A 25,345-nucleotide genomic window follows, 5' to 3' on the forward strand; every position below is an offset into this window, starting at 1 on the left:
GAGTCGGGGAGTGGCGCTCAGCCCAGCTCGGCCAGCACCCGCTCGACGATGCGGTCCTTCGAGAGGCCGTAGCGGTCGTGCAGCGTGGGCAGCGCGCCCGCGTCGAGGAACTCGTCCGGCAGCGCGATCGGCACGATGCGCGTGCCGAGCCCGCGGCGCACGGCAGCATCGGCGACGGCCGAGAAGAGCCCGCCGATCACCGTGTGGTTCTCGAGCGTCACCGCGAGGCGCGGGGTGTCGAGCTCCCGCAGCACCGTCTCGGCGTCGAACGGCTTGATCGTGGGGGAGTGCACGACCGCCACGTCGACCTTGTGGCGCGCCAGCGCATCCGCCGCCTGCAGCGCCCGCATCGTCATGAGGCCCGACGAGACGAGCACGACATCGGCGCCGCCCCGCAGCACCTTCGCCTTGCCGAGCTCGAACGCGTAGTCGTACTCGTCGAGCACGAGCGGCACCTTGCCGCGCAGCAGGCGCAGGTAGGTGGGGCCCTCGTGCGCGGCGAGCTGGGGCACGGCCTGCGCGAGGTCGAGCGCGTCGCACGGGTCGACGATCGTGAGGTTCGGCAGGCCGCGGAAGATCGCCATGTCCTCGGTGGCCTGGTGGCTCGGCCCGTAGCCGGTCGTGAGCCCGGGGAGGCCGCCGACGACGTTGACGTTGAGGCCGGGCTCGGCGATGTCGAGCGCGATGAAGTCGTACGCGCGGCGGGCGGCGAACACCGAGTAGGTCGACGCGAACGGCACGAGCCCCGTCTCGGCCATGCCCGCTGCGGCGCCGAAGAGCAGCTGCTCGCTCATGCCCATCTGGAAGAAGCGCTCGGGGTGCGCCTTCGCGAAGATGTGCATGTCGGTGTACTTGCCGAGGTCGGCGGTGAGGCCGACGATGCGCGGGTCGGCCTCGGCGGCCGCCGCGAGCGCGTGCCCGAAGGGGGCCGTCTCGGTGCGCTGGCCGGGCTCGGCGATGGATGCGATCATCGCGCTCGTGCTCGGACCCTTGCGGGTCGCGGTGGTGCTGGTCATCGCGCTGCCTCCTCGTTGCCTGCCGTGAGCTCCTCGCGGCAGAGCTGCCACTCGTGCTCCTCGATGCGCATGAAGTGCGCCTTCTCCCGCTGCTCGAGCAGCGGCACGCCCCGGCCGACGCGGGTGTCGCAGATGATCACCTGCGGCTGCCCGTCGGCGGCGGCGAGCGCGCGGCACTCGTCGAATGCGTCGATGAGCGCTGCAGCGTCGTTGCCGTCGACGCGCACGGCGTGCCAGCCGAACGCGCGCCACTTCTCCTCGACCGGCTCGATGCGCAGCACGTCGGGGGTGGGGCCGTCGGCCTGCAGCGCGTTCATGTCGACGAGCGCGGTGAGGTTGCCGAGCCGGTGGTGGGCGGCGCCCATCGCGGCCTCCCACGTCGAGCCCTCGTCGAGCTCGCCGTCGGAGAGGAAGTTCACGACGCGCTGCTCGGTCTGCCCCTGCAGCCGCAGGCCCAGTGCCATGCCGACCGCGACGGTGAGGCCGTGGCCGAGCGAGCCGCCCGAGATCTCCATGCCGGGCGTGTACGAGGCCATCCCCGACATCGGCAGCCGCGAGTCGTCGGCCGCGTAGGTGACGAGCTCGTCGACGGGCACGATGCCCGCCTCGGCGAGCGCCGCGTAGAGCCCGATCGCGTAGTGGCCGGTCGAGAGCAGGAACCGGTCGCGGCCGGCCCAGTGCTCGTCGGCCGGGTCGAAGCGCAGCTGGTCGGCGTAGACGGCGGCGAGCATGTCGGCGGCGCCGAGCGCCTGGCCGACGTAGCCCTGCCCCTGCACCTCGCCCATGTCGATCGCGTGGTGGCGGGCGCGGTAGGCGGCCTCCTGCACGGCGCGGATGCGCTCGGCGCGGTCGCGGCCGACGTGGCCGGCGGTGCGTCCGCCGGTAATGCGTGCGCCGGTGCTGCCCTGCGCGGTGTCGGTCGCGGACATGCTTCCTCCTCGAAGCCTTCGGGCTCGGTCGATCGGCCGCCGGGGTGGTCCGGGCGGCGGTGGGGTGTGGGGTCTAGTGCTGGTACGTCTCGATGACGCTGCTGTCGTCGCGGCGCTCGAGGCCGGCGGATGCGGCGAGCAGGTAGCGCTCGCGGGCCGCGGCGAGCACCGGCACCTCGGCGCCGACCGTGGCGGCGGCGTCTGCGACGAGGCCGGAGTCCTTCACGAAGATGCCGATCGTGCTCGTGACGGGTGCGTCGGCGCCCTGCAGCATGCGCGGACCGCGGTCGGCGAGCATCCAGCTGCCGGCGGCGCCGCCGCCGATGAGGTCGAGCACGTCGGCCTTGTCGAGGCCGAGCGCCTCGCCGAGCGCGAGCGCCTCGGCCGCGGCGACGATGTGCACCGAGCACAGGTGCTGGTTGACGACCTTGACCGACTGGCCCTGCCCGAGCTCGGCGCCGACGACGCGCACCGCGCCGAGCGGCGCGAGCAGGCCGGCGACCTCGGCGAGGTCTGCCTCGGCGCCGGAGGCGAAGATGATGAGCTCGCCGGTCGTGGCGCGGGCGACGCCGCCGGTGACGGGGGCGTCGACGACGCGGGCGCCCGCCGACGTGAGCGCCGCGCCTGCGCGACGCACCGCATCCGGCCCCACCGTCGACATGAGCACCCACGTGCGGTCGGCGACGACGGATGCGCCCGTCGCCTCGGCGACGAGGGCGTCGAGCTGGTCGGGGGTCGCCACCATCACGACGACGGGGCCCTCGGCCGGGGCGTCGGCGATGCTCGCGACGGCGTCGATGCCGGCCGCGGCGGCGCGCTCGCGGGCCGCCTCGAAGGGGTCGACGCCGGTGACGCGGAAGCCGGCGTCGGCGAGGCGCTGCGACATCGGGGTGCCGATGGCGCCGAGGCCGACGAAGACGGCGGGAGAGTGGATGGTCACGCGGGGGCCTCCTCGGCGGTGTCGAGCGTGATGAGCGAGTGGATCTCGAAGTGGCGGCGGATCGCGTCGCGGGCCGCATCGGGGTCGTTCGCGGCGATCGCGTCGACGACCGGGTAGTGGATGGTGTCGGTCGCGGTGCGTCCGTCGGCGTCGGGCGTCTCGGCGGCGATCGCGCGGGCGCGGCGCTCGTGCATCGCCTGCTGCAGCGCGTAGGCGAGACCGGTGTGCACCATCGTGAAGACGGGGTTGTCGACGATGCGGAACAGGCCCGCGTGGAAGGCGAGGTCGGCCTCGGTCGCGGCGTCGTGGTCGCCGGCGGCGGTGCACGCGACCATCTCGTCGACGAGGGCGCGGAGGCGCTCGGCGTCGGCGGCGGTCGCGCGGCGGGCGGCCTGCACGGCGACGACCGTCTCGAGCATCTCGCGCGCCTCGGCGATCTCGGTCGAGTCGAGGAAGCCGAGCGCCCGCATCGTGGTGAAGTACGTGCGGATGACGTCGGGGCCGGGCGCCTGCAGGTAGGTGCCGTGGCCCTGCCGGCGCGAGAGCACGCCGATGTACTCGAGCTGCGAGAGGCGCTCGCGGAGCGCGCCGCGGCTCACGTCGAGGCGGGCGCAGAGCTCGCGCTCGGGGATGAGGCGGCGGGAGCCGTCGGGCTCCGGATGCGAGAGGTCGATGAGTTGGATCGCGAACGCCTCGAGCGTGTCGTGCATGTCGCCTCCTCGCCGTCGAGCGGCCGCACCGATTGGTACGACCAATGTCGAGCACGCTACGGCACGCTCGCGCTCGCTGTCAACATTGGTCTGACCAATGTCCATCCGCTGGTCGAGCCGGTCGTCGCGCTCGCCCCCTCGCCGGTCGCCCCTCCGCTGGTCGAGCCGGTCGTCGCGCTCGCCCCCTCCGCTGGTCGAGCCGGTCGTCGCGCGGAGCGCGACGACCGAGTCGAGACCACCTCGAGCGGCTCGAATTGTCCCCCACCCAAGAATTCCCGCAAGAAGTCCCGATCCAGCCTTGCAATTCCCGCCCGCATCGGTATATCTTCATCACGCGAACTTCCATGCCCCGAGTCGAAAGGAGGAGCTCGCCATGTTCATCACGATCACCGCCGCTGCAGCCCTCCTTCCCGGTGGGGTCCGCTAGCGGCGAAGCGCACGGGCCGCTGGTCCGCGGAGCTCGTCGGCATCGTGCCGATGAGCGCCCGACTGGCCAGGCCACTGCAGGCATCTGAGCCCTGCGCTTCCTCCCGCACCGTCGCCCGCTGATCGCGGCTGCCGAGCCGGCCACCTCTGTGGCCGCACGTTCGGCGCCCGCGCACCCTCGCGCATCCGCAGCGCCATTCCCGGTGCAATTCGACGCGCGCAATTCTCCGCAGTTCACCTGCGATATCCCACGCCCATTCCGAGGGCGATATCGCCATGCCAGAAAGCAGAACACCATGTCGAACTCGATGCTCGCGATGCCGGCTCCGCGCCGGCTCGCACTGAGCGCATCGCGGCAGCTCGAGCGGTGGGCCATGCGGGCCCAGCACCGCGACCAGCGGCGGCGCGAGGCGATGGCCTACGAGCAGGCGCTCGCGGCCCGCGCCCAGCACCGGCTGGACGCACTCGCTCGCAACCTGCTGCGATGACCGCAGTCGAACGGGGCCGTCCCACACCGGGGCGGCCCCGTTCTCGTGCGCCCGAGGGTGCGCGGCGGCCGAGCGGAACTCGACTTCCCGGGCCGCCCGCCCGGGGTTACCGTTGGCCTCGTGGCACGTTCCGAGCATCCGCCGACCGAACCGTCGGAGATCATCGACGCCTCGGTCACCGCGAAGACCGAGCGGGCGCTGCACCGCTGGCTGCCGCCCGCCCGCATCGCGAACGCCGTGCGCGCCGCGCTCGCCGCCATGGCCGCGTGGCTGCTCGGCACGCAGCTGCCGGCCGACTTCGCCGAGTACGCCTACGCCGCGCCGCTCGGCGCCTTCATCGCGACCGGCACCACCGTGTTCACGATCGCCCGCACGGCGCTGCAGCAGGCCGTCGGGCTCGCGATCGGCGCGGCCGTGGGGCTCGCGATGCTGGCGGTCGACATCCACGGGCTGCTGAAGATCGGCATCATCGCCGTCATCGGCGTGTTGCTGCAGGGCGCGGGCGCGCTCGGCATCGGCGCCGGCGTCGTGCCGGTCGTCGCCGTGCTCGTCATCATCTTCGGCGGCGTCGACGCCGACGGGTACGCCGTCGCCTACGTGGGGCAGTTCTCGGTCGGCCTCGTCGTGGGCGTGATCGTGAACATGCTCGTGATGCCGCCCCTCTACGACCGCGAGGCGCGCGAGCGCATCCGCGGCGAGGTGCGACGGACCGCCGATCGCGTCGAGCAGCTCGCCGAGATGCTGCGCGGGGAGTGGCCGCCGAAGGACGAGTCGTGGGTCGACTGGGGGCTCGAGCTGCAGGGGAGCGTGGAGGAGCTGTCGCAGGAGGTGGTCGCCGCGCGCGAGAGCCGCGTGCTGAACGTGCGCTCGATGTGGCGGCACCACGACCTCGCCCGCGACGAGCGCAGCGTCGCGACGGTGCGCTCGGTGTCGCACCGCATGATCGACGTGCTCGACGCGATCGCGGCCGCCGCGTGGGAGTCGCCGCTCGAGGTCGAGATGGAGGACGACGAGCGGCGGCTGACGGCGCGGGCGATGGATGCGCTGGCCGAGCACCTGCGGGCATGGGCCGGCACCGGCGGGGCCGAGGAGGCGTCCGCAGCCTCGGGCGAGGCGATCGAACGGCTCTACCGGCGGATCATCGCCCACGACGAGCCGGAGTCCGGCATGGCCACGCTCGTCTTCGCGCTGCGCGCGATGCGCGAGCGCATCGACCGCGCCGCAGAGGCGGAGCGCGAGGAGGAGGCGGAGGCGGCTTCCTCCCCGCCCTCCCGCTGATCGAGTAGCCCGGCGGAGCCGTCCCCTCCTCCCGCTGATCGAGTAGCCCGGCGGAGCCGGGCGTATCGAGATCACGCCCGCCCTCGTCTCGATACGCGCCCTTCGGGCGCTACTCGACGACCGGGGAGCCTCCCTCGTCTCGATACGCGCCCTTCGGGCGCTACTCGACGACCGGGGAGCCGCCCTCGTCTCGATACGCGCCCTTCGGGCGCTACTCGACGAGCGGGGTGAGCTTCCGCTGGTCGAGCCGGGCTGCCGCCGAAGGCGGCCGCCCGAGTCGAGACCACTCCGCAGCCCGCGCGGCAGTGGTTTCGACTCGCTCTGCGCGCTCCGCGCGCGGAGCGGCTCAACCAGCGGAAGCGGAGCGCCGCAGCGGCTCAACCAGCGGAGGAGGTCCGGCCCCGCATCGGCGCCACCAGCAGCCCGCGATCCTCCCGCATCCAGATCTGGCCCGTCTCGCGGTGCTCGGCGCGCGTCGCGAACCGGTACCGGTAGACGCGGGCCCGCACCCACGTCGGGCGACGTCCGTCGAAGGGGTCGTCGGCGAGCAGCCGCAGCGTCGGCGGATCGGCCTCGAGCAGGCGCACGAGCAGCATCCGGAACCACGGACCGTGCGACCCGAGCGCGAGGAACCACATGAGCCAGTCGAGCCGCAGGTGGTACGGCGCGAACCAGCCGGGCACGCGGCGCACATCGCCCGGCTTGCCCCTGAACGGGTACTCCACCCACTCGTCGTCGGCCGGCGCATCCGCCATCGTCCCCTCGATGACGATCTCGTCGCGCCGCTTCGTCACGGTGCCGAACGCGCCGTAGGCGTTCGCGAGCCGCAGCCGGTTGAACGACGCGTTCATGAGCTGGCGGCGCGAGGCGAGGTTGCGCACCGACGGGATGCTGAGCCACAGGTACGCGACGAAGACGACGGCGACGAGGATGCTCCACCAGGCCGGCGTCGGCGCGTACGAGTCGTCGACGGGCAGGCCGGGCAGCAGCCACCCGACCGCGCGGTCGTCGACGGCCGCGAAGGCGAGCACGATCGTGATCCAGTTGAGCCAGGCGAAGTTGCCGGTGAGCACGAGCCAGCCCTGCGTGAGGATCATCACCGCGGCTGCGCCGGTGGCGACCGCCGCGAACCCGAGCGCCGTGCCGTCGGCACCGCCCGGACCGGCCACCGCATCCGCCACGATCGCGCCGAGCACCCCGACGAGCAGGAGCCACGGCGCGACCAGCTGCGCGACGTGGTTGCCGACCACCTCGGTGCGGTGCCACCACGCCGGCGCGAGGTGCGCCCAGCGGCTGAGCGGCCCCGGCATCGGCTGCGTCTCGTGGTGGTACATCAGCGCCGTCAGGTCGCGCCACTCGCGGCCGCCTCGGATCTTGATCATGCCCGCGCCGAACTCGAGCCGGAACACCAGCCAGACGATGAGCAGCAGGGCGAGCGTCGGGGGAGCGGTGGCGTTCGAGCCGAGGAACGCGACGAGGAACCCCGCCTCGCACAGCAGCAGCTCCCACCCGAAGCCGTAGAACACCTGCCCGATGGGGAGGATCGAGAGGTAGACGATCCAGAGCGCGAGGAACGCGAGCATCGGCAGCCACGGCGGGCCGAGCTGCGGCAGGCCCGTGACGAGGGCGAGGGCGATCGCGATGCAGACGAGGCAGAGGATGCGCAGCATCCGGTCGGAGTAGTGCCACCGGAAGAGGCTGGGCTGGCCGTCGAGACCGCCCGCGGTGATGTAGCGCGGGGCGGGCAGGAGGCCCCGCTCGCCGAGCAGCGCCGGGAACTGCAGGAGCGTCGAGAGGAACGCGACTGCGAAGATCGCGGCCGTGCCGCGCTGGATCACCTGGCGGGCGAGCTCGGCGTGCGGGGCGTCGAGCCAGGTCGTGAGCGCTGCCCAGTCCATCGGTCGCTCCTCCCGCACCACATCGCGTCAGGCGGTGCAAGCGTGACGCGAAAAGCCGGGTGTAGCAAGCGCGGAGCGTGTTCCGTGTTGCGTACTCGCAACTACTCTAAAAAAGTTAGAGTAGGTACATGTCCGAGAACGAAGTGGATGTGGCGCTCGGCGCACCGATCGAGGAACGAGCTACCCGACTCGCTGAACTTCCGGAGGACCAGTGGTTCGACCGGAAGTCGGTCCGGATCGACCCGAAGACCCTCGCGAAAGCGCTCGTGGCCTTCGCGAACGCCGAGGGCGGAACGATAGTCATCGGTCTGAACGACGGCGAGGTAGAGGGCGTCAAGCGACACGCTTCGCATGTGAACGCACTACGACAGGCGTCGATCGACTTCACTGTGCCGCCTGTCCGCATGCATGCGGATCAGGTAGGCGTCCGGCGAGCTGACGGCTCTACGGATGCGCTGCTGCTCCTCCGCATACCGCCTAGCGAGGGCGTTCACGAGACCCATACCGGCGACTGCTACCTACGTATTGGTGATGAGTCCCGAAAGCTGACTCAGACGCTGCGAACGCAACTCGAGTACGACCGAGGAGTGAGCGTCTACGACGGCACCCGAGTCGCGGGCTCCATTCAGCAGGACCTGGATCAGGCTGCCCTTTCCGCGTACCGTCAGGCTGCCCGCGCGCAGTCGACGTACCAGCGCCTCCTGCAAGCTCGCAGCCTCCTGACGCGCGAAGGCGAGCTGACGGTGGCCGCATGGCTGCTGTTCGCTGCGCTACCTCAGTCGACGATGCCGCACGCGCACGTGCGCGTCATGCAGTACGGCTCCATCGAGCGGGGCACCGGGTCGCGCCATTCTGTGATCTCCGGCAAGGACATACGTGTGGAGGGCAGGATCCCCGACGTCATCATGGAGGCGGCGCGGCTGGTCGACGAGTGGCTACCGAGCCGCGATGCGCTCTCTGCCGATGGACGATTCGAGCCGATCCCCATCGTGCCGCGAGACGCCTGGCTCGAGGGCATCGTGAACGCCGTGGTGCACCGCGCATACAGCATCGTCGGCGACCACGTGCGCGTCGAGATCTTTCCGAATCGGATCGAGATCGAGAGTCCCGGCCGCTTCCCAGGGCTGGTCGACCCGAAGAACCTGGACGGCATTTCTCGCTATGCGAGGAATCCGCGAATCGCTCGCGTCTGCGCTGATCTCAGCATCGGGCGAGAACTGGGTGAAGGCATACGCCGCATGGTTGATGAGATGCGGCTCGCAGGGTTGACCGACCCCGTCTTCACGCAGACTCAGGCGAGCGTGAAGCTGACGCTGGCCGCTGATGCCAGAATTCCGGCGGCGGTTGCGGACCGGCTGCCGAGAAACGCCGAGAGCGTGCTGAACGCACTGCGGAGGTCGCGACGCCCTCTTGGTACCGGCGAGGTTCAGGAGGCACTCGGGTGGGCACGACCGACCGTAGTTCGGCACTTGCGCGCGCTTCGGGACGAGGGGCTCGTCGCGTGGCGGGGACAGAGCGAAAAAGACCCTCGCGCCACCTGGGAGATTGCCTTCGATTGATGAGCGGTCGCGTTCAGCCCTCGTGCACGCCGATCTCGCGCAGCGCCGCGTGCGCCGCGTGCCAGCCGCTCATGCCGTGCACGCCGCCGCCCGGCGGGGTCGACGACGAGCAGAGGAAGACGCGGCCCGGCATCGGCACGCGGTAGGGGTGCGCGAGCACGGGGCGCGCGAGCTGCTGCGTGCCGGCGAGCGTGCCGCCGCCGATCGAGCCTCCGACGAGGTTGGGGTTCCACAGCTCGAGCGCCGCCGGCGTCATCGGTCGCCGCTCGAGGATGCGGTCGCGGAAGCCGGGGGCGAAGCGCTCGATCTGCGCCTCGATGGCGGCGGATGCGTCGCCCGGCCAGCCGTGCGGCACGTGGGCGTAGGCCCACAGCAGGTGCTTCCCCGCGGGGGCGCGCTCCGGGTCGGCGGCGGTCGGCTGGGTCGCGAGCACGAACGGTCGCTCGGGCATGCGGCCGACGGCCACGGCGTGCTCGGCGTCGACGATCTCGGCGAAGGTGCCGCCGAGGTGCACGGTGCCGGCGCCGGCGACGCGCTCGTCCTCCCACGGCACCGGGCCGTCGAGCAGCAGGTCGAGCTTCGACACGGCCGGCCCGTACTTCCAGGTGCGGATGCGCGACGCATACGGCCCCTCGATGCGATCGCCCGCCATGCGCGCCAGCTGGTGCGGGGTCACGTCGAGCAGGATCAGGTCGGCCTGCGGCAGCTCGCGCAGGTCGGTCACGTCGACGCCGGTCTCGATGCGGGCCCCGGCCGCCTCGGCGACGCGACGCAGCGCATCCGCGATCGACTGCGACCCGCCCTTCGCGAACGGCCATCCGGCCGAGTGGCCGACCCCGCCGAAGGCGACGCCGAAGGCGCTCGTCATGAGGTGGCCGAGCGGGAGCGTCGCGTGGGTGACGCTGCCGGCGAAGAGCGCCTGCGCGGCGCCGGAGCGGAAGGCGGTGCGGGCGAGCAGCGTGGCCGGCCAGGCGCCGCGCAGCCCGATGCGGGCGAGCAGCACCGGGTCGTCGGGGATGCGCAGCAAGGGCCCCAGGATGGCCTCGGCCGTGCCCTCGGGGTCGTCGGTCGCGGGCTGGTGCATGCGCAGCCAGGCGCGGGCGTCGACGCCCAGCTCGCGGGCGGTGCGCTCGGCGTCCTGGTGCAGGATCGCGGCCCGGCCGCCGGGCAGCGGATGCGCCATCGGGTAGTCGGCGTGCACCCACTCGAGCCCGTGGTCGGTGAGGCCGAGTGCCCGGAACGCGGGGCTCGTGACGCCGAACGGATGCCCCGAGGCACCCGGGTCGATGATCGCCTGATCGCCGAACGCGGCGATCGACGCGCTCGCACCGCCGACGTACGGCAGCCGCTCGAGCACCGTCACCTCGAGCCCTGCGCGGGCGAGCACGGCCGCGGCGGTGAGGCCGTTGGGCCCTGCGCCGACGATCACTGCTGAAGTCATAGTGACCAAAGGGTTGCGCCTTCAATAGGGGACCGCAAGTCGCCTCAGGAGCGAGCCTGTCGGACAGAGCGAGCCGCACTTGCGCACGCCCAGGCTCTGAGCTAACTTAGTTCTTGTCGCAAGCGCGGCGGCTATTTGTCGTACCAAAAAACGGCGTTATAATTCTATTGGTCGCCGGAGTTAGGCTGCCTAACACACCCGGCCGCAACGTCTGCAGACACCAAGAGCTGTTCCCCTGAACAGCTCTTTTCTTCACCCTCAGGCATAAGGAATTCTAATGGCATACATTCCCGTTCGTTTTGATGGCGCGTGCAAGACGCGGCGCCTGGTGCTCCTCGATGTCGAGAACGTCGTGGGGGGCGCGCTGCAACGTGCGGAGGAGCTCGATAGGGCACTTCTTGCACTATCTGACATCGTGGGCGACCTCCGAGGCGCAGAGACGCACCTGGTCATCGGTTGCGGGACGCAGTCTCTGCGCGCGATCGCTGGAGCTCCGAAAGTAGGGCGAGTGGTATTCGGCGCGGGCCTCGATGGTGCCGACCGCGCTCTCCTCGATGTCATGATCACGGAGAAGGTCGCCCAGAGGTATGCCGAGATCGTTCTAGTCTCCGGCGATGGGATCTTCGCAGGTGCACTGGCTCAACTCTCTGGCTCGACGACCAGGACTGTCGTAGTGGCGGACGCGCGCCGCCTGTCGCGCAAGTTGCGGATGGCTGCCGGTTCGTGGTGGCCCCTGGCGTCTGGTCCGATGGGATTGGCCGCTTGAGAGTGGGCGGCGGTGACCGCACGGGGCGAGGCGAGGCAGTCGCGTCGACTGAAAGCGTTCCCGACGTGGTCAGGACGCAGCCCTCAGTGCCAGACCGCTGGCGATCCATCCGCCACACTGTCCCCGTGCACCCGACGCCAGCCCCCGCATCCGCCCCACCGATGCCGCTCACGGCGTGGGTCGCGATCATCGCGCCGCTCGTCGGCATCGGGCTCAAGCTCGCGTCGGCGGGCTGGCTCGCGGTGTTCCTCCTCTTCTGGAGCCCGCTGCTCGTCGCCGGCTACGTGGCGGTCGTGCTGGCCGCCGCGCGCGGCATGCTGCGTCGGCAGGGCGTGCTGCGGCGGCCGGAGCGGCGCTCGCGGGCGCGCATCTGGGCGTGGCTGACGTCGGTCGGCGTGGTCGTGCTCGGGCTGACCGCGATCGATGGCGGCGACACCCGCGAGTCGGTGCAATCGACCCTCACGCTGCTGCTCGGCGCGCCAACCAGCCCCTCGCCGCTGCACGAGCTCTCGGCGGGCATCGGATGGGCCGCGCTCGTGGCGTGGGTCGTCGGCTGGCTCGCGCTCATGGTCGAGTGGGCGGTCGCGGTGCAGGCGACGCGCAGGCCCGTGCCGCGCGTCGCGCCGCCGGTCGTCGAGTAGCAGGGCCGCGCCGGCTCAGCCCAGGAAGCGCTCCCGCACCGTCTCGCGGTTGATGCGCTGGATCTCGGCGATCTGCCCCTCCGCGCGGCGCTCGAGGTCGAGCAGCAGGGCGCGGTCGAAGCGGTCGTCGCTCTCGCTCAGCTCGAGCAGCGCCTCCCACATCGACAGCTTCGCGCGCACGGCGCCGGTGAGGAAGTCGAGCTCGAACTGCGCCATCGAGCTGCGCCGCTGCCGCAGCAGGTTGACGGGGTTGATGCTGCCGGCCGCCTTGATGGCGAGCGTGAGGATGCGCTTCCAGCCGGCGGGCCGGAAGCCGAGGCGGTGGATGATCCGGGCCAGGTCGCGGCGATCCCGCGCGATCTCGTCGGCGAGGGCGAGCAGCGCCCGCTCGTGCGACGAGCCCTCGAACGTCTTGGCGGCCGCGTGGAACGCCTGCACGCCGCCCTCGCCGGCGAGCAGGTGCTCGTTGAGGTAGGCGGCGAGGTGCTCGTCGGACTCGGTGCGGCGGTCGGCAGCCATGGGACCTCCTAGGGCTTTGTGCCCTGCAAGCCTGGCGCGTCGGGAGGGCCGGAGCAACCGCACGAGTCATCGCTGCGACGGGCTGAATCGTCAAACAGCATATGTCGACAGAACTGTTGCTGGTCGTGTGCACCCCGCAACTGCACGGCGAAGACCGCGCGAGGCAGCGTTGCGATGGTGGTCTACGGGCTCGCTGCCGGCACGGTGCAGCCGCTGACGACGTCATCGATGACGATCATCCCGCCTCGTCGGGAGCGCGAGGCGAGAGCCCGAGCCGGGTGACGCTGGCTCGACCCCGCCCGGGCCCACCGCGGGCCCTAACGCGGGATCGACTGCCCGAACGCCGCCTCGAGCGCGTCGAGCTGCTGGTCGTCCAAGACCCGGTACTGTCCGATCTGACGCAGCGCCAACGTGAGCTGCGCCGCATACTCGAGACGCTCCATGTCGAGGTACGCGGATTCCAGGTCGGTGCTCCAGGTGAGTGCGCCGTGCTGCTCGAGCAAGCACGCGCGTGCTTTCGCCACCAGCGGGATCACCGACTTGGGCACCGCGGCGGTCGATGGCGTCGCATACGGCGCAACCGGGATCTCCGGCATTGTCAGCACGATCTCGGGCAGCAGCCGGAGCCGCAGCGGTTCGCCGAGCACCGCGAACACCGTGGCGCACGGCGGATGCGCGTGCACGACCGCCCGCACGTCCGCATCTGTGTGATAGACGCCGAGGTGCATCTGCAGCTCCGAGGACGGGCCACCGGCCGATCCAGCCTCGACGACCGTTCCGTCGAGGTCGACGACCGTCAGCTGCTCGGGCGACATGGCGCCCTTGCTCACGCCCGTGGGCGTGCACAGCACAAGATCGTCGTCGAGCCGCATCGAGACGTTGCCGTCGTTGGCGGCGACGAGACCGCGCGACCACATCCGCCGACCGACGTCGACGATGCGGTCGCGCTGTCGCGCATAGGTGAGCTCAGTCATCGGCGCCGGATGACAGCTCCCGATACACGGCGTGCGCTTCGGCGGGCGACGCGTCGTCGTGCACGACGGCGCGCACGGCGGTGATCATGGCCGCAGGCGCCGAGCGCTGGAAGATGTTGCGGCCCATGTCGACACCCGCAGCGCCCTCGGAGATCGCGCGGTGGGCCATGGTGAGGGCGTCGAGCGACGGCAACTTCTTGCCTCCTGCCATGATGACCGGCACCGGGCAGCCGGCGGTGACCCGCTCGAAGCCCTCCTCGCAGTAATAGGTCTTCACGACCTGTGCACCGAGCTCGGCGATGATGCGGGTCGCGAGACCGAGGTAGCGGCTGTCGCGAGCGAGTTCCTTGCCGACGGCGGTGACGCCGAGCACGGGGATGCCTACGCGGTAGCCCGCGTCGACGAGCCGGGTCAGGTTGTGCACTGACTGCGTCTCGTGCTCGCCCCCGATGAAGACCTGCACGGCGACCGCTGCGGCATCGATTCGGACCGCATCCTCCATGTCCATCGCGATGCGCTCATCCGAGAGGTCCTTGAGGATCGACGGGCCTCCGGATGCGCGGAGCACGAGCGCTCCATCGATGCCGGCAGGGATGACCGAGCGGATGATGCCGCGGGTGGCCATGAGCGCGTCGGCCTTCGGCGCGAGCGGGACGATCCCGAGGTCAACGCGCTCCAGGCCCGACGTCGGTCCCTGGAAGTAGCCGTGGTCGAACGCGAGCATCACCGTGCGCCCATCCGCGTCGAAGATGCGCGCGAGGCGGTGGCGCATGCCGAAATCGAGCTGGCCTGCGCCCTTCACGTGGAAGTCGGGCGTCTGCTGCGGGCGCCCGACTCCGTAGTCCTTGGCGTCGATGGTGGCTTCTGTGTCGGCCATGATGCGTCCTCTCAGGGGTCAGCGGTCGGTGGGCGCCCAGGCGACGACACTCGTGTCGCCGGGGCTGGGGGGGGTCTTGAGGAAGACAAGACGACACAGGCTGGTCGACTCGTTCTCGAGGTAGTGGTGCTCACCGGGCGGGCACGAGGCGATGTCGCCCGTCGCCAGCAGGCTGCGGTGGGCCTGGGCCGTCCAGAGCGTCACCTCGCCCTCGACGATGACGAAGCTCTCGTGGCAGTGCTCATGGAAGTGGTTGTCCATGTGATCGCCCGGCCGGAGCGCGACGACGCCGATCTCGGCACCCTCGTGTCGGATGAGGTAGGCCGGGCCCCACTCGCCGTTCCGGTAGTCGACGGTGCCGTTCATGGTCGCGCGCTGCATCGCTCCTCCTCAGATCACTCGCTCGTTGCCGCCGTCGATGGGTATCTGGGCGCCTGTTGTGCAGGCGAACGTGTCGCTTGCCACCGCGGCCACCAGTTCCCCGACCTTCTGGCTCGTCACCTCGGCGCGCAGAAGGTTGCGGCGCTTGTACTCGTCGACGCTCATCCCGTAGTGCTCGGCTCGTGCGGCGAGCAGCTCAGGCGTCCAGAGGGCGGTATCGAACACGGCGTCCGGATGCACGATGTTGACGCGGATGCCGAGGGGCGCCCACTCGAGGGCCGCGACGCGAGCGACTTGGGTGAGGGCCGCCTTCGAGGCGGAGTAGGCCGCTGCGCCAGGACCGGGAGCCGCCACGTTCTTCGATGCGACGACGCAGACGCCGCCGCCGCCGACCGCGTGCTCGAGGATCGGGCCCGCGAGCCGCAGCAACGTCACTACCGAAGTGACGTTGATCGCCAGCGTGCGTTCCCAGAGCCGAGGGTCGAGGTCGACCAGGTGCTCGGCCGCCGGAAAGATTCCGGCCGCTGGCACGAGCACGTCGAGGCCGCCGAAGCGCTCGACTGCGTGCGCGATGGCAGCCGTCTGGGCGCGCTCGTCGCTGACGTCGAGCGTCTGGCCGAGCCAGCGGTCACCTTCGAAGGTCGTCTCGACGGCGGGATTGACGTCCCAGCCGACGACCGCTGCGCCGCGGTCGAGGAAGGCGGCGGCGCACGCGCGCCCGATGCCTGAGGCGGCGCCCGTCACGAGCACGATCCGGCCGGCCATCGGCGCCGCGGGATCGCGACGGGTGAGCTTGGCGCGCTGAGCCGGCCAGTGCTCGAGCTCGTGCACGTGCGCCTCGTCGGCGGGATGGTATCCCCCGAGCGCCTCCGCGCGCCGGATGACCGAGACCGCGTGCTCCATGATCTCGGTGACGATCTGCGCCTCCGCGGGTGAGCGGCCGACGGTCAGCAGTCCGAGCTCGGGGTCGAGCAGCGCCCGAGGGAACGCGGTCCGCATCGCCTCGTCGGAGGCGCCCCCGTGGCGCTCCAGGTAGGCGACGTACCAGTCGCGGAAGTCGGCGGGCGACTCTGCGATGGCGGGTCGAGGCCCGAGCCACGTCACGTGATCAGGGGTGACGGGGCCGCGTCGGAGTGCCGTTGCGAGCGCAGGATCGTGCAAGGCGGCGACGGCGGGGGCCGCCGCGTGCCGCCCGACGATGACAGGGAGGCCGGCGACATCCGCGATAGCGCGGCGGAGCGCAGCGACGCGCTCCGCGGCAGCGAGCGTCGAGAGGGCTGCAGGCCCTTCTTCGGCCTGGGGCGCGGACGCTTCCTGGGTCTCGAGCCCGCGTCCAGCCCGCTCGACGACGGTCGCGTGCGCGGCGAGCGCATCCGCTGCTGTGTCGCCGAACGCGAAGACGCCGTGCTGCAGCACGACGATCGCGATGAGCGCCTGGCCCTCGCGCTCCGCCAGGCAAGCGCGCACCGCCTCTCCCAGCGGCACGCCCGGCGTGGCGTAGTCGACCACTGCGACGTCTGCCCCCAGCACCCGCTCAGCCCGCGCCCGGGCGTCATGCGTGTCTGTGAGGGCGAGCACCGCATCCGCGTGCGAGTGCAGCACGAAGCGCTGCGGGATGTGGGCGTGGACGAGAGACTCAACCGACGGCTCCGGGGAGGGCGTGTCGAGCTGGGCAAGCCGTAGCGCGTCGGCGAGCCGATCCTGCGTGATCCCGCGCTCGGGCGTCAGCGCGCGCACCCGCGCGAGCGACAGCGGCGCGAACCCGCGCTCGTCGATGGTCGCGAGGCTCGACCCCGATCCCTTGACGAACAGCGCAGTCTCAACACCGCCGTCGACCCGGGTGACCTCGGCCTTGACGGAGGTGTTGCCACCGCCGTGCAGCACGAGCGAGCGGTCGGCCCCGATCGCGTGCGAAGCCTCCACGAGTTCTCGGAGCGCAATGGCTGACGATGGTGCGAGATCCACATCGATCACTCTCCCTGTGCAAGTTGTTTGACAACCTAGCAGGAAGAGACGAGTGGATGTAAACCTTTTAGGTCGGTCTACGGGCGCCGCATGATCGTGAACTCGTACCGGCCTTCTAGGAAGTACGTCCGCGAGTACAGCAGCGGCGTCTCGTCCCGGTCGTAGTGCACCTGGTCGAGGAGCACGTAGAGGGGCGGCTGGGAGGCCGGCACGTCCCACCCGATGTGGTCGGAGGCTACGGCGTGCACCCGCGCGACCGCGTGGTGCGGGTGGAGGTCGCGCTCCTGACGCAGGTACGAGAACAGGGAGTCCTGCACTACGTCCGGATCCTCGCCCTCCGGGAACACGCCGATCGGCATCAGGTCGTAGGAGTAGGCGACGACCTCGCCGTCGGCGAGGATCGAGCGTCGTAGCTCGAGAGCCATCGCATCGGCGGTCGTGCCTAGACGCGCGGCCTCTTCCGGCATCAGCGGGCGAATTGTGCGGCTCTTGTAGCGCATCCCCGGCTCGCGACCCATGCCGCGGATCGACTCGGTGATCGAGTCGAGTCGCTCGAGTCCTGCGGTCACAGCGGGGGAGTCGGCGACGAAGCTCCCCACACCGTGCTGCGTGCGCACGAGTCCCGTCGCCTCGAGCTCACGTAGCGCGGCGCGTACGGTCGGTCGCGAGACTTCGAAGTGGGCGGCGAGTTGAGACTCCGGCGGCAGCCGGCCCCCGGTCTCGTACTCCCCGCCTGCGATCGCCGCTCGGAGGCCGTCGGCGACCCGTTCCACTCGCGAACCTTGCTTCATGGCCGCCTCCCCGTGGCGTCTCGCTGACGACAGCGCGCCGAGATCATGCGCCTCACATTACCGTTTCTGCTTGAAGTGTGACAGGCGTTGACATAGTTGTCAGTCAACTACTACCGTCGCACCTGCGGAGGCCATCCGCGCAACCGACCGAGGAGGGTCGACCGTGGCACGAGCAATCGAGTGGATCGAGCCAGACGGCGCCGTTGGCGTGCTGCGGCTGCTCGACCAGACTGCCCTCCCGCTCCAGGAGCGGATGCTGGAGATCAGCAGCGTCGACGAACTGATCGACGCGATCCAGCGGCTCGCGATCCGCGGCGCTCCGGCGCTCGGCGCTGCGGGCGCGTACGGCGTTGTCATCGCCATGCAGCAGGCCGCGCGAGAGGGCTGGGACCAGCAGCACCTCGCCGACGCCATCACGCGAATCGCGTACGCGCGACCGACCGCCGTCAATCTCGCGTGGGGCGCGCGCCGCGTCGACGCCGTGCGCGGCGGCGGCATGGAGCTCGTGCTGCTCGAGGCCCACGCCGTCGCCCGCGAGGACGAGGCCGCGAACCGCGAGCTGTCGCGGCTCGGCGCCGACTGGCTGCTCGCGACGCTCGGCGACCGGCCGCTCCGCGCCATCACGCATTGCAACACCGGCGCGCTGGCGACGAGCGCTTGGGGTACGGCCTACGGCATCCTGAGGGAGCTGCACGACCGAGGGCGTCTCGAGATGGTGCATGTCGACGAGACGCGCCCGCTGCTGCAAGGCGTCCGCCTGACGAGCTGGGAGCTGCAGCGCGACGGGATCGACCACGTCGTCCAGTGCGACGGGGCTGCGGCGAGCACGATCCTGCGCGGGCTGGTCGACTTCGCCGTCATCGGCGCGGACCGCATCACGGCCAATGGCGACGCCGCCAACAAGATCGGCTCGGTGGGGGTTGCGCTCGCCGCGAAGCGAGCTGGCATTCCCTTCGTGGTGGCCGCGCCGTACTCGTCGGTGGACGAGCGCACGGCGACCGGTGACGAGATCGAGATCGAGGAGCGATCCGACGCGGAGGTGCTGCAGTTCGGGGGCGTGAGCGTCGCAGCTCCGGGCGTGCGCGCGTTCAACCCCGCCTTCGATGTCACTCCGCACGATCTGATCGCTGCCATCGTCACGGAGCGCGGCGTGGTCGAGCCGAGCGATGCCGACGTCCCGCTCTTCATGACAGAGACGACCCGGGACTAGCCCGGGCCGCTGCACCACCAGCACGAAAGGAAACGCAATGATGCGATTCACCAGCAGGACAGGCCCGATCGTCGCACTAGGAACGCTCGCGTTCATGCTCGCCGGCTGCACGCAAGGGGACGCGGCGCCGAGTGAGGCGCCGGCAGACACAGGCGCAGTCAGCGAGGCCACGGGCGACGCCCCCGCGCCGTTCGACCAGGACGGCGTGCGCCTCGCCATCGTCCAGCAGTCCGGCCAGGGCGACTACTTCCAGCAGTACCTGAACGGCACGCGCCGCCAGGCCGAGGCCCTCGGCGTCGACCTGAGCGTGTACGACGCGCAGGGCGACAACGCGACGCAGGCCACGCAGCTCGACCAGGCGATCTCCGAGGGCGTCGACGGCATCATCGTGCGTCACGGCTTCCCCGACACGCTCTGCCCGGGCGTCAACCGCGCCATCGAGCAGGGTATCGCCGTCATCATCTACGACGTCGAGATCCAGGAGTGCGCACCGGAGGCTGTGCAGACACAGCAGTCCGACGCGGTGATGGCGCAACTCGTGCTCGACCGCATGCTGGAGGACGTCGGCGCCGATGCCGCAGTCGGCTACGTGAACGTGTTGGGCATCGCCCCGCTCGACCGGCGCCACACGGTCTGGCAGGAGTACGTCGCCGACAACGGCTGGCAGCAGGCGTTCCAGACGGGTGCGTTCACGAACTCGACCGCGAGCGACAGCGCTCCCATGGTCACGGCGGCGGTGCAGGCGAACCCCGACATCCAGGCGATCTACGCTCCGTACGACGAGTTCACCAAGGGAACGCTTACCGGCCTCGATCAGGTGAGCGGCACGGAGGACGTGCTGGTCTACGGCGCCGACATCTCGAACGCCGACATCGAGCTCATGCGGGCCGATGGCAGCCGCTGGGTGGCCACGGGGGCGACGGACCCGAACGCCATCGGTGCCGCCGTGCTCCGCACCCTCGCGCTCCACATGGCCGGCGAGCTCGACGGCATGACGGTCGACTTCCCGCCCATCCTCGTCACGCAGGAGACCCTCCGCGACCAGGACATCCAGAACATGGAGGATCTGCGCGCGGCCCAGCCCGAGCTCAACCTCTCCGACGTCTCGAGCGCCGACTGGATCCCTTCGGTCGAGTTCTGATTCATGGCGGTGGGGGCGGCGCCCAGTCGCCACCCCCACCGCCGCGAGACCGACTCGACGCAGGCCCTGTCCACACACGACGGAGAAGACACATGGAGACAGATGCAGCCGGCGCCGACGTGCCTGCGCTCGCCCTCGCGAACCTGACGAAGCGGTTCGGTCCGACAGAGGTGCTCAAGGGCGTCGACCTGGCGCTCCACTCGGGCCGCGTCACCGCGTTGCTCGGCGCCAACGGGGCAGGCAAGTCGACGCTCATCAAGGTGCTCGCGGGTGTGCACGCTCCGTCCGGAGGCGACGTGATGCTGGCGGGTGCGCCCGTCTCGCTCGACAGCCCCGCGTCCGCCTCGCGCCTCGGGATCAGGACGGTCCACCAGCGCATCGACGACGCGATCGTCCCCGGCCTGAGCGTCGCGGAGAACCTGGTGTTCGAGGCCATCGCGCAAGGGACGACGAGCCGCTTCGGCTCGCTCCGCTCGATCCTGCCCAAGGCACGCGAGGTGGCGGGCACGCTCGACCTCGACTGGTCGGATGCCTTCCTGCGCCAGGACGTGCACGAGCTCGGGATCGCGGACTGCCAGATGCTGCTGCTCGCGCGCGCGCTCGCGACGACGCCGAAGGTGCTGATCCTCGACGAGCCCACCTCGACGCTGTCGAAGTCCGAGGCCGATCGCCTGTTCGAGCTCGTGCGCGCGTTGCGCGATCGCGGCGTCGCCATCCTCTACGTGTCGCATCGGCTCGGCGAGGTGCGTGCGCTCGCGGACGACATCGCGGTCCTTCGGGATGGGCGCATCGTCGACCGGCAGCACCGCCCGGTCGACCTGGATCGCGCGGTCACCGCGATGCTCGGCGAGGGCGTCATCCACGATCAAGAGGCCATCGACGAGCTGCAGGGAACGGAGGTCGCGCTCGAGTTGCGCGACCTGCAAGTGCTCGCTGAAGGGCCGACCATCGACCTTGAACTGTGCCGCGGTGAGGTGACCGGCATCATCGGGCTCGTCGGAGCCGGAAAGACGGAGCTCGCCGAGCATCTCTTCGGTGTGCGCCAGGTGCGCCCAGGCACGATGCTGCTCCACGGCAAGTCCTTCGCTCCGCGGTCGCCGAAGGCCGCTATCCGCCATGGCGTCCACCTGGTACCCGAGGATCGCGCGGCACATGGCATGCTGCCCGGCTGGTCGCTGACCCGCACCTTCACCCTGCCCTTCCTCCGCACTTTCGAGCGCGGAATCGTGATGCAGCGCAGCCGTGAGGCGACAGGCGCGAAGCAGGCGATCGCCGAGTTCGGCATCGTCACGAGCGGGCCCGAGCAGGCTGTGGATGCCCTGTCCGGCGGCAATCAACAGAAGGTCATGGTCGCGCGCTGGATGCAGCGGCGCCCGGAGATCCTGGTGCTCGACGAGCCGTTCCGCGGCGTCGACATCGGTGCTCGGCGGGAGATCGCCAAACGAGCCCGTGGGCAAGCGGCCGACGGCTCCTGCGTCGTGATGATCTGCAGCGACGTGGAGGAGGTCCGGGAGATGGCCGACCGCATCGTCGTCATGGTCGAGGGCAGGATCACCTTGGACGCCCGCGCCTCGGCGGTGCGCAACGAAGACATCGTGAAGAGCATGACGGAGGTCGTTCAATGACGAGCATCACAGCGAGCAGGGTCACCGGTGGTGTGCCGAGCGGCGTGCGGATTCGAGAGGTCGTGGTCAAGTACGGCTTCATCGCCGTGACGATCGGGGCGTTCGCGTTCTTCGCTCTCACGCAGCCGGCGTTCGCAACGCCCAACGCGATGTTCTCGATGCTCAAGTTCGCGTCTGTCACCGCGATCCTCGGCCTCGGCGTCATGTTCAGCATGATCGTCGGCGGGCTCGATCTGTCGATCGGCGCAGTCGCTGGGCTCGGTGTGCAGCTGGCGGCGATGATGATGGTCTTCTTCAACCTCACCGGCACGATGGCTGTGTCATTTGTGCTGCTCGCCGGACTCGCGGTGGGCCTCGTCAACGCGTTCCTCATCGTGGTCTGCAAGATCCCAGACCTGCTCGCCACGCTCGGGATGATGTTCGTCATCCAGGGCGCAAAGCTGATCCCGGTCTCTGGTCAGTCGGTCTCGTCGGGCATGATCCTGCCGGACGGCCGCACGGCGCCCGGGAGGTTCGACCCGACGTTCCTCACGATCGACCGCGGCGCGATCGGGCCGGTGCCGATCCCTGTCGCGATCATGCTGCTGCTGGTCATCGCGACCTGGTTCGTGCTCTCGCGCACGTCGTGGGGACGCATCCTCTACGCGATCGGAGCGAACCCGGAGGCGGCGCGACTCGCGGGGATCCGGGTCGGGCTGCATCGCGGCGCCGCCTACGTGGTCTCGTCGATGTTCGCCTCCGTCGCAGGCATCATTCTGGTCGCTCGCATCGGTCAGGGCGACGTCAACGCTGGTGCGTCGAGCCTGCTTGAGGCGGTGGCGGTTGCGCTCGTCGGCACCTCCGTGCTCGGGCTCGCGAAGCCCAACGCGTGGGGCACGCTGCTCGGGGCGGTGCTGATCGCGATCGTGCTCACGGGCATGACGATGATGGGTGCGCAGTACTACCACCAGGACACCGCGAAGGGCGTGGTGCTCATCGTCGCACTGCTCTTCTCCTTCACTCTGTCCACCCGCAAGGTCCGCTACCAGCCGGCGACCTAGCCGGTAGCCCACTCATCACGTCGACACGGAGGTCATCGCTGTGAGCGCAGACGTCAAGGCAGAGCCCTATGAGTTCCTCACGGAGCAGACGGTCGTCGACTATGTCCGTGAGCACGACCAGCTCAGGAGTCGGATCGACGTCCGTCGGGTCGCGCGCGTGCGGGAGATCGGCGACGGCAATCTCAACCTCGTCTTCCATGTCGTGGACAAGGACGGGCGGGGGATCATCCTCAAGCAGGCCCTGCCCTATGTGCGCATGGTCGGAGACGGGTGGCCGATGACGCCCAAGCGCGCACAGCGCGAGGCACACTCCCTGCAGACGCACCACGCGCTCGCACCGAACGTGGTGTGCGAGGTACTGGCCTACGACCCGGAGCAGCACGTGCTCGCGCTCGAGGACCTGAGCGACCACCGGGTGTGGCGGGATGCGCTGAACCACGGTCTCAGGCATTCCGGCGTCGCGGACGCGCTCGGACGGTATGTCGCGGGCGTCGCGGTGGGGACGTCCGTCCTCGGCCTGGACCGAGTCGAGGTGAGCGAGCAGATCGCCTCGACGCAGAACCCGGAGCTGTGCGTCATCACTGAGGATCTGGTGTTCACGGAGCCGTCCTTCGACATCGGGCGCAACGCGGTGCTGCCTGAGAATCAGCCGGACGCGGATGCCCTGGCGTCCGACGCGGTCTTCCGCGGGGCGATGGCGGAGGCGAAGTGGCGGTTCATGACCAGGACGGAGGCGCTCATCCACGGGGACCTGCACACCGGTTCGGTGATGGTGCGCGCTCAGGGTGGCGGCACCGCGGCAGACTCGGTCAAGGTGTTCGACTCGGAGTTCGCCTTCTACGGGCCGGTCGCGTTCGACATCGGGGCGCTCTGGGCGAACTACGCCTTCGCGGCGGCCCGCGCGGACGCGCTCGGCGATCGTGAGCGCGCTATGTGGGCGATCGGTCTCCTCGACGAGACGTGGGAGGCGTTCACCGAGGAATACCGTCGACTCTCGACGAACTGGTCGGAGCGGCGGCTCTGGGATCAGGAGTTCGTCGAGCGCCGGCTTGGTGAGATTCTTCGAGAATCGACGCTCTTCGCTGCGGCCAAGATGTCGCGGCGCATCGTGGGGGCGGCGAAGGTGGCCGACATCGAGACGCTCGAGCCGGAGATCCGTGTCGGTGCCGCGCGGCACGTGCTGCTCGCCGCGCGCGACCTTGCCGCATCGTGGGAGTCGATCGCCGGGCCGCAGGACGTCGCCCGCCGGCTCTCCGAGTGCCTCGGTCTGAACGGGCAGCGCTGACGCGGGCTGCGCGATCCCGGACGCCCGAGCATGGCGCCACGCGCCATGTTCGTCTCGTGAGCCCCCGCGGCCGCACGCGTCGCCGCCGCCTACGCTCACTCGAACGCAGCCGTCCGAGCCCGGCCTTCATGGCAACCGGCGGTATCGTCACGCTCCCGGCGCCGATCGTCGCAGTGCTCGCCAAGCTTCGGTCGTTCGGGTGGCTGACGCTCATCGCGATCGGGTGCCTCTTCGTCTGGATCCCCGGCTATGCCGTGCTGGTGCTCGCCGCCGCGCGAGGCATGCTTCGGCGCGGCGGCGTGCTGCGGCGCGTGCCAGGCGCGCCCGCTCGAGCACTGGGCGCTCGCGATCCCAGCGATGCTGCCGTGGTTCGGCATCTGCCTTGCGTTCCTGTTCGGGGTGACGTACCTGCCGGTGCTGTTCGGCTGGTTCTAGCCCCCTGGGTGCGCGGGGGTCGGCGACATTCGCCGGCCCCCGCGCGCATCATCGCTGGCAGAGTCGACGCATGACGCAGCACTACATCGCCGTGGCCACCTACACCGCCAAGCCCGACGCGACCGAGCAGGTCGCGATGCTGCTGCCGCAGCTGGCCGCCGCCAGCCGCGCGGAGGAGGGCAACATCTCCTACTCGGTCGCCCGCGACCTCGAGCACCCGAACGTCTTCACGATCGTCGAGGTGTACCAGGACGCGGATGCGTTCACCGCGCACCGCGAGAGCGCCCACTTCGCCTCGATCGGCAAGATGCAGATCATCCCGCTGCTCGAGAGCCGCGTGGTCGTCGGGTACGAGGGCGACGGGGTCATCGACTGACAGCGCCGATACCGTTGGAGCTGACGGTTACCGAGGAGGACACCTATGCCAGAGCTCGCGAACGGCAAGTACGTCTCGGGGGCCGACGCCGTGCGGCAGTGGTGGCCGGCCGCCCGTGAGGTGCTCATCGAGACCGCTAGCGAGTACGGCGGATGGATCACCTACCAGGACCTGAGTGACCGCATCCAGGCGCGGACGGGCATCACGACGAGTCAGCTGATGGCGCACTGGATCGGGCGGGTGCTCGGCGCCGTCGCGGCGGATGCAGAAACGCGCGGAGAGCCTCGACTCACGTCGGTGTGCGTCACGGCCGAGCGCCGCATCGGTGATGGCTATCCGGGTGTGCCCGCCGGCACCGATGAGCGCACGCGTGAGCGCGTTGCTGCCGAGGACCGCCTCGAGTGCTACCGCTTCTTCGGCGCGACAATGCCCGCGGACGGCGGGCAGCCGGTCGTGCTCGCGCCGCTTCCCGAGCGTCGCCCGCGCAGCCGCGCCACGCGCGCCAGCGCTCCGCGGGCGTCCGCCGCGCCGCGGCCGGCGATGCGCGAGACGACCTGCCCGAACTGCTTCATGGTCGTGCCTGCCGCCGCGACCTGCCGCGACTGCGGCGAGCCGCTCCCGGCTGGCGACTGAC

At 70.5% G+C, this 25,345-nt stretch carries 25 protein-coding genes; 13 read left to right on the top strand and 12 right to left on the bottom strand.

Going from position 1 to position 25,345, the window contains the following annotated elements; genetic code table 11:
• Nucleotides 1–17 precede the first annotated feature (17 nt).
• The 4 genes from MU522_RS05430 to MU522_RS05445 form a co-directional block, all read right to left on the bottom strand.
• Nucleotides 18–1,016, bottom strand: coding sequence for a transketolase C-terminal domain-containing protein (locus MU522_RS05430; protein ID WP_246993020.1), 999 nt, complete (start codon nucleotides 1,014–1,016; stop codon nucleotides 18–20).
• On the bottom strand, nucleotides 1,013–1,945 hold the full coding sequence (locus MU522_RS05435) for a transketolase (protein ID WP_246993023.1): 933 nt from the start codon (nucleotides 1,943–1,945) through the stop codon (nucleotides 1,013–1,015). The genes MU522_RS05430 and MU522_RS05435 overlap by 4 nt, the downstream gene beginning before the upstream one ends.
• Before the next feature lie 73 nt (nucleotides 1,946–2,018).
• On the bottom strand, nucleotides 2,019–2,885 hold the full coding sequence (locus MU522_RS05440; protein ID WP_246993025.1) for an NAD(P)-dependent oxidoreductase: 867 nt from the start codon (nucleotides 2,883–2,885) through the stop codon (nucleotides 2,019–2,021).
• Nucleotides 2,882–3,595: an FCD domain-containing protein gene (locus MU522_RS05445; RefSeq protein ID WP_246993027.1), complete on the bottom strand. Its 714-nt coding sequence runs from the start codon at nucleotides 3,593–3,595 to the stop codon at nucleotides 2,882–2,884. Before MU522_RS05445 ends, MU522_RS05440 begins: the two co-directional genes overlap by 4 nt.
• 722 nt (nucleotides 3,596–4,317) lie before the next feature.
• On the opposite strand from MU522_RS05445, the gene MU522_RS05450 reads away from it, so the two are divergent.
• The gene (locus MU522_RS05450) at nucleotides 4,318–4,509 is read left to right on the top strand and encodes a hypothetical protein (protein ID WP_128188889.1); all 192 of its coding nucleotides are present in this window, start codon (nucleotides 4,318–4,320) and stop codon (nucleotides 4,507–4,509) included.
• A 120-nt stretch (nucleotides 4,510–4,629) separates the two neighbouring features.
• The gene (locus tag MU522_RS05455; protein ID WP_246993031.1) at nucleotides 4,630–5,787 is read left to right on the top strand and encodes a hypothetical protein; all 1,158 of its coding nucleotides are present in this window, start codon (nucleotides 4,630–4,632) and stop codon (nucleotides 5,785–5,787) included.
• Between the two features lie 377 nt (nucleotides 5,788–6,164).
• Here the strand turns inward: MU522_RS05455 and MU522_RS05460 are convergent, their stop codons facing one another.
• The gene (locus MU522_RS05460) at nucleotides 6,165–7,685 is read right to left on the bottom strand and encodes a lipase maturation factor family protein (protein WP_246993033.1); all 1,521 of its coding nucleotides are present in this window, start codon (nucleotides 7,683–7,685) and stop codon (nucleotides 6,165–6,167) included.
• A gap of 128 nt (nucleotides 7,686–7,813) precedes the next feature.
• Between MU522_RS05460 and MU522_RS05465 the strand changes: the two genes are divergently transcribed.
• Nucleotides 7,814–9,244 carry an ATP-binding protein gene (locus MU522_RS05465; protein WP_146354373.1) on the top strand — a complete coding sequence of 477 codons (1,431 nt, stop codon included), beginning with the start codon at nucleotides 7,814–7,816 and terminating at the stop codon, nucleotides 9,242–9,244.
• Between the two features lie 13 nt (nucleotides 9,245–9,257).
• Here MU522_RS05465 and MU522_RS05470 read toward each other — a convergent pair whose 3' ends face one another.
• Nucleotides 9,258–10,685, bottom strand: coding sequence for an NAD(P)/FAD-dependent oxidoreductase (locus MU522_RS05470; protein ID WP_246993036.1), 1,428 nt, complete (start codon nucleotides 10,683–10,685; stop codon nucleotides 9,258–9,260).
• A 277-nt stretch (nucleotides 10,686–10,962) separates the two neighbouring features.
• Here MU522_RS05470 and MU522_RS05475 point away from each other — a divergent pair, with 277 nt between their 5' ends.
• Both MU522_RS05475 and MU522_RS05480 read left to right on the top strand, forming a co-directional pair.
• Nucleotides 10,963–11,451 (top strand): hypothetical protein, encoded by a 489-nt coding sequence (locus tag MU522_RS05475; protein ID WP_246993038.1) that lies wholly within the window; start codon nucleotides 10,963–10,965, stop codon nucleotides 11,449–11,451.
• Nucleotides 11,452–11,576: 125 nt separating this feature from the next.
• The gene (locus MU522_RS05480) at nucleotides 11,577–12,092 is read left to right on the top strand and encodes a hypothetical protein (RefSeq protein ID WP_246993041.1); all 516 of its coding nucleotides are present in this window, start codon (nucleotides 11,577–11,579) and stop codon (nucleotides 12,090–12,092) included.
• A gap of 15 nt (nucleotides 12,093–12,107) precedes the next feature.
• Here MU522_RS05480 and MU522_RS05485 read toward each other — a convergent pair whose 3' ends face one another.
• From MU522_RS05485 to MU522_RS05510, 6 genes are all read right to left on the bottom strand, one after another.
• Entirely contained in the window at nucleotides 12,108–12,611 is a 504-nt protein-coding gene (locus MU522_RS05485; RefSeq protein WP_128188895.1) for a hypothetical protein, read from the bottom strand.
• Nucleotides 12,612–12,928: 317 nt separating this feature from the next.
• Nucleotides 12,929–13,585 (bottom strand): class II aldolase/adducin family protein, encoded by a 657-nt coding sequence (locus MU522_RS05490; RefSeq protein WP_246993043.1) that lies wholly within the window; start codon nucleotides 13,583–13,585, stop codon nucleotides 12,929–12,931.
• Nucleotides 13,578–14,462 carry a 3-hydroxy-5-phosphonooxypentane-2,4-dione thiolase gene (lsrF, locus tag MU522_RS05495; protein ID WP_246993045.1) on the bottom strand — a complete coding sequence of 295 codons (885 nt, stop codon included), beginning with the start codon at nucleotides 14,460–14,462 and terminating at the stop codon, nucleotides 13,578–13,580. Before lsrF ends, MU522_RS05490 begins: the two co-directional genes overlap by 8 nt.
• A gap of 18 nt (nucleotides 14,463–14,480) precedes the next feature.
• Nucleotides 14,481–14,843, bottom strand: a complete 363-nt coding sequence (locus MU522_RS05500; protein ID WP_246993047.1) for a cupin domain-containing protein — start codon at nucleotides 14,841–14,843, stop codon at nucleotides 14,481–14,483.
• 9 nt (nucleotides 14,844–14,852) lie between these two features.
• Entirely contained in the window at nucleotides 14,853–16,817 is a 1,965-nt protein-coding gene (locus tag MU522_RS05505) for an SDR family oxidoreductase (RefSeq protein ID WP_348645604.1), read from the bottom strand.
• Nucleotides 16,818–16,885: 68 nt separating this feature from the next.
• A complete protein-coding gene (locus tag MU522_RS05510) occupies nucleotides 16,886–17,581 on the bottom strand; it encodes a GntR family transcriptional regulator (RefSeq protein ID WP_246993050.1) in 696 nt (231 codons plus the stop codon).
• 181 nt (nucleotides 17,582–17,762) lie between these two features.
• Between MU522_RS05510 and mtnA the strand changes: the two genes are divergently transcribed.
• The 8 genes from mtnA (at nucleotide 17,763) to MU522_RS05550 (ending at nucleotide 25,344) form a co-directional block, all read left to right on the top strand.
• The gene (mtnA, locus tag MU522_RS05515; protein WP_281440025.1) at nucleotides 17,763–18,809 is read left to right on the top strand and encodes an S-methyl-5-thioribose-1-phosphate isomerase; all 1,047 of its coding nucleotides are present in this window, start codon (nucleotides 17,763–17,765) and stop codon (nucleotides 18,807–18,809) included.
• A gap of 37 nt (nucleotides 18,810–18,846) precedes the next feature.
• Nucleotides 18,847–19,950, top strand: a complete 1,104-nt coding sequence (locus MU522_RS05520; protein ID WP_246993054.1) for a substrate-binding domain-containing protein — start codon at nucleotides 18,847–18,849, stop codon at nucleotides 19,948–19,950.
• A 92-nt stretch (nucleotides 19,951–20,042) separates the two neighbouring features.
• Nucleotides 20,043–21,575 (top strand): sugar ABC transporter ATP-binding protein, encoded by a 1,533-nt coding sequence (locus tag MU522_RS05525; RefSeq protein WP_246993056.1) that lies wholly within the window; start codon nucleotides 20,043–20,045, stop codon nucleotides 21,573–21,575.
• Entirely contained in the window at nucleotides 21,572–22,615 is a 1,044-nt protein-coding gene (locus MU522_RS05530) for an ABC transporter permease (protein WP_246993058.1), read from the top strand. Before MU522_RS05525 ends, MU522_RS05530 begins: the two co-directional genes overlap by 4 nt.
• A 40-nt stretch (nucleotides 22,616–22,655) precedes the next feature.
• A complete protein-coding gene (gene mtnK / locus MU522_RS05535; RefSeq protein ID WP_246993060.1) occupies nucleotides 22,656–23,900 on the top strand; it encodes an S-methyl-5-thioribose kinase in 1,245 nt (414 codons plus the stop codon).
• Between the two features lie 249 nt (nucleotides 23,901–24,149).
• Nucleotides 24,150–24,335 (top strand): hypothetical protein, encoded by a 186-nt coding sequence (locus tag MU522_RS05540; protein WP_246993062.1) that lies wholly within the window; start codon nucleotides 24,150–24,152, stop codon nucleotides 24,333–24,335.
• Between the two features lie 70 nt (nucleotides 24,336–24,405).
• Nucleotides 24,406–24,711 carry a putative quinol monooxygenase gene (locus tag MU522_RS05545; RefSeq protein ID WP_246993064.1) on the top strand — a complete coding sequence of 102 codons (306 nt, stop codon included), beginning with the start codon at nucleotides 24,406–24,408 and terminating at the stop codon, nucleotides 24,709–24,711.
• 45 nt (nucleotides 24,712–24,756) lie between these two features.
• Complete coding sequence (locus tag MU522_RS05550; RefSeq protein ID WP_146354363.1) at nucleotides 24,757–25,344, top strand: hypothetical protein; 588 nt, start codon at nucleotides 24,757–24,759, stop codon at nucleotides 25,342–25,344.
• Nucleotide 25,345 lies beyond the last annotated feature (1 nt).

The sequence above is a fragment of the Agrococcus sp. SCSIO52902 genome (assembly GCF_022983135.1).
Taxonomy (GTDB): domain Bacteria; phylum Actinomycetota; class Actinomycetes; order Actinomycetales; family Microbacteriaceae; genus Agrococcus; species Agrococcus sediminis.

Coding starts and splice junctions, on each gene's coding strand:
- MU522_RS05485 (WP_128188895.1), bottom strand. CDS start 12,611: ATGGCTGCCGACCGCCGCACCGAGTCCGACGAGCACCTCGCCGCCTAC.
- MU522_RS05460 (WP_246993033.1), bottom strand. CDS start 7,685: ATGGACTGGGCAGCGCTCACGACCTGGCTCGACGCCCCGCACGCCGAG.
- MU522_RS05435 (WP_246993023.1), bottom strand. CDS start 1,945: ATGTCCGCGACCGACACCGCGCAGGGCAGCACCGGCGCACGCATTACC.
- MU522_RS05550 (WP_146354363.1), top strand. CDS start 24,757: ATGCCAGAGCTCGCGAACGGCAAGTACGTCTCGGGGGCCGACGCCGTG.
- MU522_RS05465 (WP_146354373.1), top strand. CDS start 7,814: ATGTCCGAGAACGAAGTGGATGTGGCGCTCGGCGCACCGATCGAGGAA.
- MU522_RS05500 (WP_246993047.1), bottom strand. CDS start 14,843: ATGCAGCGCGCGACCATGAACGGCACCGTCGACTACCGGAACGGCGAG.
- MU522_RS05490 (WP_246993043.1), bottom strand. CDS start 13,585: ATGACTGAGCTCACCTATGCGCGACAGCGCGACCGCATCGTCGACGTC.
- MU522_RS05470 (WP_246993036.1), bottom strand. CDS start 10,685: ATGACTTCAGCAGTGATCGTCGGCGCAGGGCCCAACGGCCTCACCGCC.
- MU522_RS05530 (WP_246993058.1), top strand. CDS start 21,572: ATGACGAGCATCACAGCGAGCAGGGTCACCGGTGGTGTGCCGAGCGGC.
- MU522_RS05545 (WP_246993064.1), top strand. CDS start 24,406: ATGACGCAGCACTACATCGCCGTGGCCACCTACACCGCCAAGCCCGAC.
- MU522_RS05445 (WP_246993027.1), bottom strand. CDS start 3,595: ATGCACGACACGCTCGAGGCGTTCGCGATCCAACTCATCGACCTCTCG.
- lsrF (WP_246993045.1), bottom strand. CDS start 14,462: ATGGCCGACACAGAAGCCACCATCGACGCCAAGGACTACGGAGTCGGG.
- MU522_RS05430 (WP_246993020.1), bottom strand. CDS start 1,016: ATGACCAGCACCACCGCGACCCGCAAGGGTCCGAGCACGAGCGCGATG.
- MU522_RS05475 (WP_246993038.1), top strand. CDS start 10,963: ATGGCATACATTCCCGTTCGTTTTGATGGCGCGTGCAAGACGCGGCGC.
- MU522_RS05520 (WP_246993054.1), top strand. CDS start 18,847: ATGATGCGATTCACCAGCAGGACAGGCCCGATCGTCGCACTAGGAACG.
- MU522_RS05525 (WP_246993056.1), top strand. CDS start 20,043: ATGGAGACAGATGCAGCCGGCGCCGACGTGCCTGCGCTCGCCCTCGCG.
- MU522_RS05540 (WP_246993062.1), top strand. CDS start 24,150: ATGCCGTGCTGGTGCTCGCCGCCGCGCGAGGCATGCTTCGGCGCGGCG.
- MU522_RS05450 (WP_128188889.1), top strand. CDS start 4,318: ATGTCGAACTCGATGCTCGCGATGCCGGCTCCGCGCCGGCTCGCACTG.